This is a genomic window from Thermoanaerobaculia bacterium (assembly GCA_035717485.1).
In the GTDB taxonomy this organism is placed as follows: domain Bacteria; phylum Acidobacteriota; class Thermoanaerobaculia; order UBA5066; family DATFVB01; genus DATFVB01.
The window spans coordinates 1-8,061 of record DASTIQ010000274.1 but is presented as its reverse complement, the minus strand read 5'-3'; the positions used below and the strand labels follow the sequence as shown (position 1 = coordinate 8,061).

The 8,061-nt window shown below is 68.5% G+C and carries 9 protein-coding genes; 1 reads left to right on the top strand and 8 read right to left on the bottom strand.

What is annotated here, in order from left to right:
• Positions 1 to 9 precede the first annotated feature (9 nt).
• From VFS34_14375 to VFS34_14340, 8 genes are all read right to left on the bottom strand, one after another.
• The gene (locus tag VFS34_14375) at positions 10 to 1,263 is read right to left on the bottom strand and encodes an aminoacetone oxidase family FAD-binding enzyme (GenBank protein HET9795636.1); all 1,254 of its coding nucleotides are present in this window, start codon (positions 1,261 to 1,263) and stop codon (positions 10 to 12) included.
• A gap of 74 nt (positions 1,264 to 1,337) precedes the next feature.
• The gene (secF, locus tag VFS34_14370) at positions 1,338 to 2,585 is read right to left on the bottom strand and encodes a protein translocase subunit SecF (protein HET9795635.1); all 1,248 of its coding nucleotides are present in this window, start codon (positions 2,583 to 2,585) and stop codon (positions 1,338 to 1,340) included.
• An 18-nt stretch (positions 2,586 to 2,603) separates the two neighbouring features.
• Complete coding sequence (gene secD, locus VFS34_14365) at positions 2,604 to 4,223, bottom strand: protein translocase subunit SecD (protein ID HET9795634.1); 1,620 nt, start codon at positions 4,221 to 4,223, stop codon at positions 2,604 to 2,606.
• Positions 4,224 to 4,432: 209 nt separating this feature from the next.
• Positions 4,433 to 4,954: an FHA domain-containing protein gene (locus VFS34_14360; protein HET9795633.1), complete on the bottom strand. Its 522-nt coding sequence runs from the start codon at positions 4,952 to 4,954 to the stop codon at positions 4,433 to 4,435.
• A gap of 28 nt (positions 4,955 to 4,982) precedes the next feature.
• Positions 4,983 to 5,714, bottom strand: a complete 732-nt coding sequence (locus tag VFS34_14355; GenBank protein HET9795632.1) for a VIT1/CCC1 transporter family protein — start codon at positions 5,712 to 5,714, stop codon at positions 4,983 to 4,985.
• 88 nt (positions 5,715 to 5,802) lie between these two features.
• Complete coding sequence (gene yajC / locus VFS34_14350; protein ID HET9795631.1) at positions 5,803 to 6,141, bottom strand: preprotein translocase subunit YajC; 339 nt, start codon at positions 6,139 to 6,141, stop codon at positions 5,803 to 5,805.
• Positions 6,142 to 6,207: 66 nt separating this feature from the next.
• The gene (locus VFS34_14345; GenBank protein ID HET9795630.1) at positions 6,208 to 6,726 is read right to left on the bottom strand and encodes a YetF domain-containing protein; all 519 of its coding nucleotides are present in this window, start codon (positions 6,724 to 6,726) and stop codon (positions 6,208 to 6,210) included.
• Between the two features lie 82 nt (positions 6,727 to 6,808).
• On the bottom strand, positions 6,809 to 7,162 hold the full coding sequence (locus tag VFS34_14340; GenBank protein ID HET9795629.1) for a secretin and TonB N-terminal domain-containing protein: 354 nt from the start codon (positions 7,160 to 7,162) through the stop codon (positions 6,809 to 6,811).
• Positions 7,163 to 7,242: 80 nt separating this feature from the next.
• Between VFS34_14340 and VFS34_14335 the strand changes: the two genes are divergently transcribed.
• Positions 7,243 to 8,061: 3-isopropylmalate dehydratase (locus tag VFS34_14335; GenBank protein HET9795628.1), on the top strand; the 819-nt coding region annotated here is incomplete at its 3' end.

Sequence of the window (8,061 nt, the reverse complement as noted above, 5' to 3'; positions counted from 1 at the left end):
GGGCGGGCTTCACGCGCCCGCCCGGCTCGATGCATCGCCGCGCCTGCCAGCACTCCCCGCGGCCAGGCCGGCGGAGCGTCCCGTGACCCACGCCCACAGGAAATTGTGCCCCCCGATCGGGCCGAACGCATCGAGGATCTCTCCGCAAAGGAAGAGCCCCGGCGCGCGGCGGCTCTCCAGCGTGACGGGGTCCACCTCGTCGAGAGCCACGCCGCCTCCGGTCACCTCGGCACGGGCGAATCCTTCGTGGCCGGAGACCGGGAGCCGGTAACGGGTCAGCGCCTCGATGAGCCGGAGGCGCGGCTCGCGGCGGAGACGCGCGACCGTTTCGCCGGCCTCGACCCCCGCCTCCGCCGTGAGCGTCCGGGCGAGCCTCGCCGGGACTTCCCGCGCGACGACCCCGTCGACCGCCGCGGCTCCGCGCGCCCGGAGGAGCCGCTCTTCCCATTCCGGAACGGAAAGCGAGCTCCAGGCGACGCGAAGGTGCGTTTCGGGATCGCGGACGACGTGATGCGACAGGTCGAGCACCGCCGGCCCCGAGTACCCCGCGTGCGTGAAGAGAAATCCTCCGGAGGAGGCGAACCGCGCGGAGCGCCCGCCTTCCGCGCGGATCGAAACGGGCAGCGAGACTCCCGCGAGCGCGCGGTGCCCGGCGCGATCGGTTCGGAGCGGCGTCAGCGCCGGGTAGGGCTCGACGATCCGGTGTCCGAGCCGGCGGGCGGCCGCGAGGCCGCCGCCGTCCGAGCCGGTCCGCGGAACCGAGAGGCCTCCCGTCGCGAGCACGACCGCGGGCGCCGCGCGCCGCTCTCCCCCCGCGAGCGCGACCGACAGCGGAGAGCGCGCGACGTCCACGACCCGCGCGTTCCGGACGACCTCCACGCCCGCCGCCTCCGCCTCCCGGAGGAGAGCATCCCGCACGTCCCTCGCGCGGTTCGTCGCCGGAAAGAGCTTCCCCGATTCCTCCTCGAGCACGAGGGGAAGCCGGAGATCCTCTTCGAAGAACGCGCGAACCGCCTCGAGTCGCCACGCCTTGAGGAACCGGGCCGCCAGTTTCGGGGTCTCGGACACGAACCGTTCCGGCTGGAATCGCGACGGGAGCACGTTGCAGCGGGCGCCGCCGGAAATCAGGATCTTCTGTCCGGGGTTTCCCGTCGCTTCGAGGAGGGAGACCGACGCACCCGACCGCCGCGCGAAGATCGCCGCGACGAAGCCTGCCGCTCCCGCGCCGACGACGAGAACGTCGCGGGAAGTGCCTTCAGGCACGGGGAACGGGAACCTCCCGCCGGGATTCCCGCGCTCGCGGGAACGGGAGGGAACGCATCACCCGGCCGAGGCGCTTATCTCTTGCCCGACTTCCGATTGCCCGCGGCGCGCGGCGCGCCGGCGCCCTTGGCGGCCGGAGCGGGCGCCTTCGCGACCGCCGCCGCCGGGCGGCGCCTTCCCTGGATCTCGTTCCAGATGACGACGATCGGCGCCGCGACGTAGATCGACGAGTAGGTGCCGACGATGATGCCGATGACGAGCGTCAGCGCGAACGTGTTCAGGACCTCGCCGCCGAGGAAGAAGAGAGCGACCACGACGAGGAACGTCAGGCCCGAGCTCATGACGGTCCGCGACAGCGTCTGGTTGATCGAATCGTTGATGATCTTCGGCAGCGGATCGCGCCGGTTGTTCTTCATGTTCTCGCGGATCCGGTCGTACACCACGACCGTGTCGTTCATCGAATAGCCGACGAGCGTCAGGAGCGCGGCGACGACCACGAGCGTGATCTCCCGGTTGAAGAGCGAGAGGAGCCCGATCGTGATCAGCGTGTCGTGGATGATCGCGACGATCGCGCCGACCCCGAACTTCACGTCGAACCGGAACCAGATGTAGACGAGCATCGCCCCCGTCGAGAGGAGCACGGCCCAGAGCGCCTTCGTGCGCAGGTCGCGGCCGACCTGGGGGCCGACGTTGTCGGCCGAGAGCACCGTGAAGGGTCCGATCACCGAGTTCTGCTTGAGCCAGTTCTTCGCCTCGGGCGAGACGTTCGGGATCCGGTCGATGTCCGCCGCGGAGCGGAAGAGGCCGATCTGCGACCGGTACGCGACGATCGCGTCGCCGATCGACGCGTAGTGCTGGGCGGCCGCCGTTCCGAGCCTGCCGTTGACGTTGTCGGGGTCCACCGCCGCGAGGCTCGTCGCGAACGTGTCGTGTCCCTTCACGTTGACGTCGATCTTCCCTCCCGCCGCCGGACCGCCCATCGCGGCGGACAGCGCGGAGAAGACCTCCTGGGTGATGTCCCGGCCCTCGCGGGCCTGCTGCTTGACCTTGATCAGCACCTCGTTCTTCTCGGGCGTGTCGTAGCGCTGCACGCCTTCCAGGCCGAGGTTCAGCGGCTTCAGGATCGACTCGATCTTCCCCGGATCGGGTCGATTCGCGAACTTCAGGACGATCTGCGTCCCGCCGGAGAAGTCGATGCCGAATCGCAGCCCGCCGTGCGCCGCGATCGAGATGAACCCGGCGACGATCAGCGCCCAGGAAATGCCGATGCAGATCCACTTGACGCGGAGGAAATCGATGTGCGTGTCTCTGAAAAGTTCCATCGTCCGTCCTGTCGCCCGCTAGATCGAGACGCTCTCGATGCGCTCGCGCGAGCCGTACTCGAGCATGAAGATCGTCTTCGACACGTACACGGCCGTGAACATCGAGGCCGCGAGGCCGACGATCAGCGTGACCGCGAATCCCTTCACGGGGCCCGTGCCGAACTGGAAGAGGAAGAGCGCCGAGACGACCGTCGTGACGTGCGTGTCGACGATCGTCAGGAACGCCTTCGAAAAGCCGTTGTCGATCGCCGTCTTCGGCGTCTTGCCTTCGCGAAGCTCCTCGCGGATCCGTTCGAAGATCAGCACGTTCGAGTCGACCGCCATGCCGATCGTCAGGATGAATCCGGCGATCCCGGGAAGGGTGAGCGTCGCGCCGAATTGCGCGAGGACCCCGAGGAGAATGATCGCGTTCAGGATCAGCGCGAGCACCGCGTTGAACCCGGAGCGCCGGTAGTAGACGACCATCGTGACGAACACGAGGAGCGCGCCGAGGAGCGCCGCGGTGACCCCCTTCTTGATCGAGTCGAGCCCGAGGGACGGGCCGACCGTCCGCTCCTCGAGGTACACGAGACCCGCGGGGAGCGCGCCCGAACGGAGGATGAGCGCCAGGTCGTTCGCCCGCTCCGGAGTGAAGCTGCCGGTGATGATCCCGGAGTCGCTGATCCGCCCGTCGATCCTCGGGGCCGACTGGATGCGGTTGTCGAGCACGATCGCGAGCTGCTTGCCGATGTTCGCACCGGTCACCTTGTCGAACTTCGTCGCTCCTTCCGCCTTGAGCGAGAAGGAGACCGCGGGCCGGTTGTTCTGGTCCTGCGAGGGGCGCGCGTTCTTGATGTCGCGCCCCGTGACGGCCGCCACCTTCTGGAGGAGGTAGAAGACCTTCGGCGAGGTGGGATCCTGGTCCGTCGAGTTCCCCTCGACGATCTCCGCGTCCGGGGGCACCTGGCCTCCGGTCGGCGCGAGCAGGGCGGCGCGATCGGAGGAAGGGCCGGCGACGACGAGCTTGAGCTCGAGAAACGCCGTCGACTTGATGATGTCCTTCACGCGGCGGGGATCGTCGACGCCGGGGAGCTGCACGACGATGCGGTTCTCTCCTTCGCGCGCGATCACGGGCTCGGAGACGCCGAACTGGTCGATCCGGTTTCGGATCGTCTCGACCGCCTGCTGCACCGCCTCTTCGCCGATGTTCTTGCGCGCCGGCGCCGAGAGCGCGAAGGCCCACGTCGTCCCCTGCCGCGAGTACTGCCACGCGGGGAGGAAGCGCTTGACGGCATCCTGGAGCTTGTCGGTGTCGGTGTCGGCGTTGACGACGGCCGTGAACGTCGCCGGGCCGGTGCGGGTGACCGCCCCGAGCTTCAGCGTCTGCTCGCGGTTCTGTTCGTTCAGGTGCGCGATCGCCTCGTCCGCCTCGATCTTGAACGCGTCCTCCGTCTGCACCTGCAGGACGAGGTGGATGCCTCCCTTGAGATCGAGGCCGAGCCGGATTCCGTTCTTCAGGTAATCCTTCACGCCCGGAGTCGTCTCGCCGGTGACGTCCGTCTTCACCCGGGAAACGCCGTTGGCGACGTAGGCGGCCACCGAAGCGACGAGGACGACCAGGATCAGCGCGACCCGCGTCCAGACTTTTTGGTGAGACACGTTGGAAACCTCCGAGTCGTTGTCGAAACCGACGGAGTCTAACGAGGCAACCGGCGCGAGTCAAACGATTCTCCGGAATCCCCTCGCGCGCGGGCGCCGGCCTCGGGCGGCCTTCTCGTCTCGTCGACGGCGCATGGGCGCGGTCCGGCTCTGGGAAAGGCGGGCGCGCCCGCGACGACCCGCAGGGCGGCCCCCTGTGACGCCGGGGCTCAGCCTTTCTGGAAGAAGAGGAACAGGTTGACCGCGGAAGGACCCAGCGAAAAGAAGTCTCCCGATCGGAGCGGCCTCGCGCAGTCGTTCTCCGTCGCGCCTTCGATGTCCGGCTTCGGGATCTCGTCGCCGTTGACGTACGTGCCGCACGTCGAGCGCATGTCGACGATCGCGTACGTCGGCTCCTGCCGCGTGCCCCGGCGGCAGATCTTCGCGTGCACGCGCGAGACCTCGACGTTCAGGAAAGCCTCGGGGGCCGAGATCCGGAAGCCGCCGACCGGCATTCCGACGCCGATGAACTCCGGGACCTCCCGGCCGAGCAGCAGCTCGTCGAAGTCGAGCTTCACGAGACCCGCGTTGTAGGGTCCCAGTCCGAGCATGTAATAGCCGTCGTCGAGCTTCAGGATCCGCCGCTGGAAGCGCTCGGAGATCGTCCGCAGGCCCGCGTCGGCGAAGGACGAGACGTCGCGCTGTCGCGACTCGAGCGCCTCACGGCAGATCGCGGAGAAGATGTCGTCCATCGATGCCCCTCCTACGCCCGAACGCGACTCAGAGCTTCGCGATTGCCGTCGCGATCAGGTAACACACCACGGTCCCGATGCCCCCGGCGATCGACATCTCGATCCCGGTCTTCCACCAGGCGCGCTGCGTGAGCCGCGCCTTCGATGCCCCGACTGCAAACAGCACGCCGAGCGTCGCGACGACGGAAACGGGAAAGGCGGCGCGCCCGGCGATCACCGCATAGGGGAGGATCGGGACGGCCGCTCCCACGATGTAGGCGAGGGACATCGCGAGCCCGCTCCGGAGCGGCGACACCTGCGCTCCCTTCGCGAATCCGAGCTCCTCGTGCATCATCACCTTCAGCCAGCGGTCCTTGTCGGAAGTGATCCGGTCGACGACCATCTCGAGGTCCTCTCCTTCGAACCCCTTCTTGCGATAGATCTCGCGGATCTCGTCGCGCTCTTCGTGCGGCATCTCGACGATCTCGCGCTTCTCGCGCGCGAGCTCGTGCCGGTAGAACTCCCGCTCCGATTTCGACCCGAGGTAGGCGCCGAGGCCCATCGACGCGGCGCCCGCGAACATCTCGGCGAGTCCGGCCAGGAGGATCGTGCGGCGCGCGCCGAGCGTGGCGGACACGCCCGCGACGAACGCCAGCACCGCGACGAGCCCGTCGGAGGAGCCGAGAACGACGTCGCGGAGGAAGCCTCCCGCGCCGAGCCGATGCCACGCCTCGGGTCGTCCGGTCGGTCTCGGGTGAACGGCGGAATCCGCCGGCGCCATTGCGCGCAGTGTGCGCCGATCGCCGGAAAAAATCAAAGAAAAAAAAGAGATCGGCGGCGGGGCGGGCCGCGACGGATCGCCGCGCGCTCTACTTCGGTTCGAGGGTGGTTTCGACGGGCGTTCCCTGAAGTCCCGCGAGCGCGCTCCGCGCGATCTTGATCTTGACCTGGTCGGCGATCTGGAGGATCACCGTGTTCGTCGAGTCGTCGATCGCCGAGATGCGGCCGTAGATCCCGCCGTTGGTGATCACCGCGTCGCCCTTCTTCAGCTGGGCGAGCATCGCCTGCGTCTTCTTCTGGCGCTTGCGCATGGGCGCGATCAGGATGAAATAGAAGATCCCGAAGATCAGGATCATCGGGAGGAACGAGATGATCGCGTTCGGTTGCGAGCCGGCTGGAGCGGCGGCGAGGAAGGTCAGGTTCGTCACGCGGCGGATCATCGCGGAACGGCGGCGGGCTGTCAATCCGCGGACTCGGACGGACCGCCCCGGAGGCTATCTCTTCAGGTAGCGGAACCGCCGGTGCGCCTTTCCGTGGGCCGGCTTGAGGTCGTCGTCTTTCAGGACCGAGATCGATCCGTCGACCTCGAGGACCGCGAGCCGGACGTCGTCGAGCGATCCCACCCCGTGCTCGCGGAGCGCCGCCATGAGCTCGTCGCGGGCGATTCCTTCCTGGCGGAGATGCTCTTCGATGACGATGCCGCGGTTGACGAGCACGGCCGCGTGACCCTTGATCAGGCGGCCGAAACCCAGCCACCGCCGCGCGGCGCGGCCCACCGAGAAATTGAGCGCGATCAGGGCCGTCGCGGCCACGAGACCACCGGAGAGCGAGTTGTCGTTGCCGATCATCGCGTTCTGGACGGCGTTGGCGATCAACAGGACGAGCACGAGATCGAAGGGCGTCATCTGGCCGATCTCTCGCTTGCCGGAGAGACGCAGACCGACGAGGACGGCCGCGTACACGATCGCGCATCGGGCGACGATCTCGAGCCACGGGGTGGCGAGGTGCCACATGCCGCGGGAGCTTAACAGGCGGGCGACCGCCAACGGGAAGGGGCGCCGCGCCGGGGAGCGGCGAAGGGAGGCCGGCCGACGATCAGCGGGCGAGCGCCTCCGGTCTGCCGATCCTGAGAATTCTCCCCTCGCGCGCCATCGCGAGCCCGTTCATCCTGAGGATGAGGTCGAGCGCCTGGTCCCACGGGACGGCCTTCAGGCGCACGGTCACGATCCCCTTCACCCCGGGATCGACCACGACGTTCGTCTTCGCGATCTTCGAGAACGAGAGGCAGACGTCGACGAGATCCGCGTCCTTGAGGTCGAGCGAGATCGGCTCGCCGCGATAGCGCCGGCCGCTCTCGCCGATGGCGACGACGGCCCCGGGAGCCGCGGGGTGCGCCGGGGCGCCCGGAGAGCGCGTCGCCGCGAGCAGGAGGAGGATCTCGGGACGCACGCCTTCACTATAGCGCCGGCGCCCCCGACGGTCGGCGTCCGAGATCGGGCGAGCGATAGAATCGAGCCGGGAGGACATCGATGTCGGAGCGCACGGTCCGGTTCCCCGGACGCATCCTGTTCCTGACCGAAGACCCCGAGCTCGTCCGGCGCCAGCTCGCCGGCGAGGACCTCGAGTGGAATCCGTCGATCCCCCTCCGCGACGACATTTCGACCGACGAGATCACCCCCGGATGGACCTGCTACTACTTCGACGAGCGGCTCGGCGAGTACCCCTACGTCGGGCTCACCTGCCGCGGCGAAAAACCGGTCGAGAAGGGAAACGTCCGCGCCGGCGGGTTCTCGGTCTGTGTTTCGGGCAAGCGCCGCGGAAAGGGCTCGTCGCGCGAACAGTCGCCGTACGCCGAGCGCTGCGCCGGGATCCGGCTCGTCGTGGCGGAGAACATCGAGCGGATCTACCGCCAGAACTGCCAGAACCTCGGCGTCCTGACGTCGACCGATTTCGGCCTGATCGAGCGCATCCGGCGGGGGGAGGAGATCCCGCTCTCGGAGTTCTCGAAGGGCGCGGACGCCATCACGCGGGAGATCGTCGAGCGCGGCGGGCTGTTCCCCTACAACGTGGCCCGCCTCGCGGGAGAAGTCACTCCGCCCGTGCCGTCGAGCTCTCCCGGCCCGATGACGCTCGCCGAGAAGATCCTCGCGCGTCACTTCGTCGCCGACGCCGCGACGGGACGCCTCGGGGTCCCGTCGGTCCGCCCCGGCGACGCGGGCTTCGTGCGGACGGATTTCCGCTTCTCGCACGAATACGTCACGCCGATGGCCGCGTCCTTCTTCGAGGCGAACCTCGGCGAGAACGCGAAGGTCGCGGACCCGGCGACGATCCTCTTCTTCCGCGACCAC

Excerpts from the sequence above, each read along its gene's own strand:
- secF (HET9795635.1), bottom strand. The coding sequence starts at position 2,585 with ATGGAACTTTTCAGAGACACGCACATCGATTTCCTCCGCGTCAAGTGG.
- VFS34_14360 (HET9795633.1), bottom strand. The coding sequence starts at position 4,954 with ATGGACGACATCTTCTCCGCGATCTGCCGTGAGGCGCTCGAGTCGCGA.
- VFS34_14355 (HET9795632.1), bottom strand. The coding sequence starts at position 5,714 with ATGGCGCCGGCGGATTCCGCCGTTCACCCGAGACCGACCGGACGACCC.
- VFS34_14345 (HET9795630.1), bottom strand. The coding sequence starts at position 6,726 with ATGTGGCACCTCGCCACCCCGTGGCTCGAGATCGTCGCCCGATGCGCG.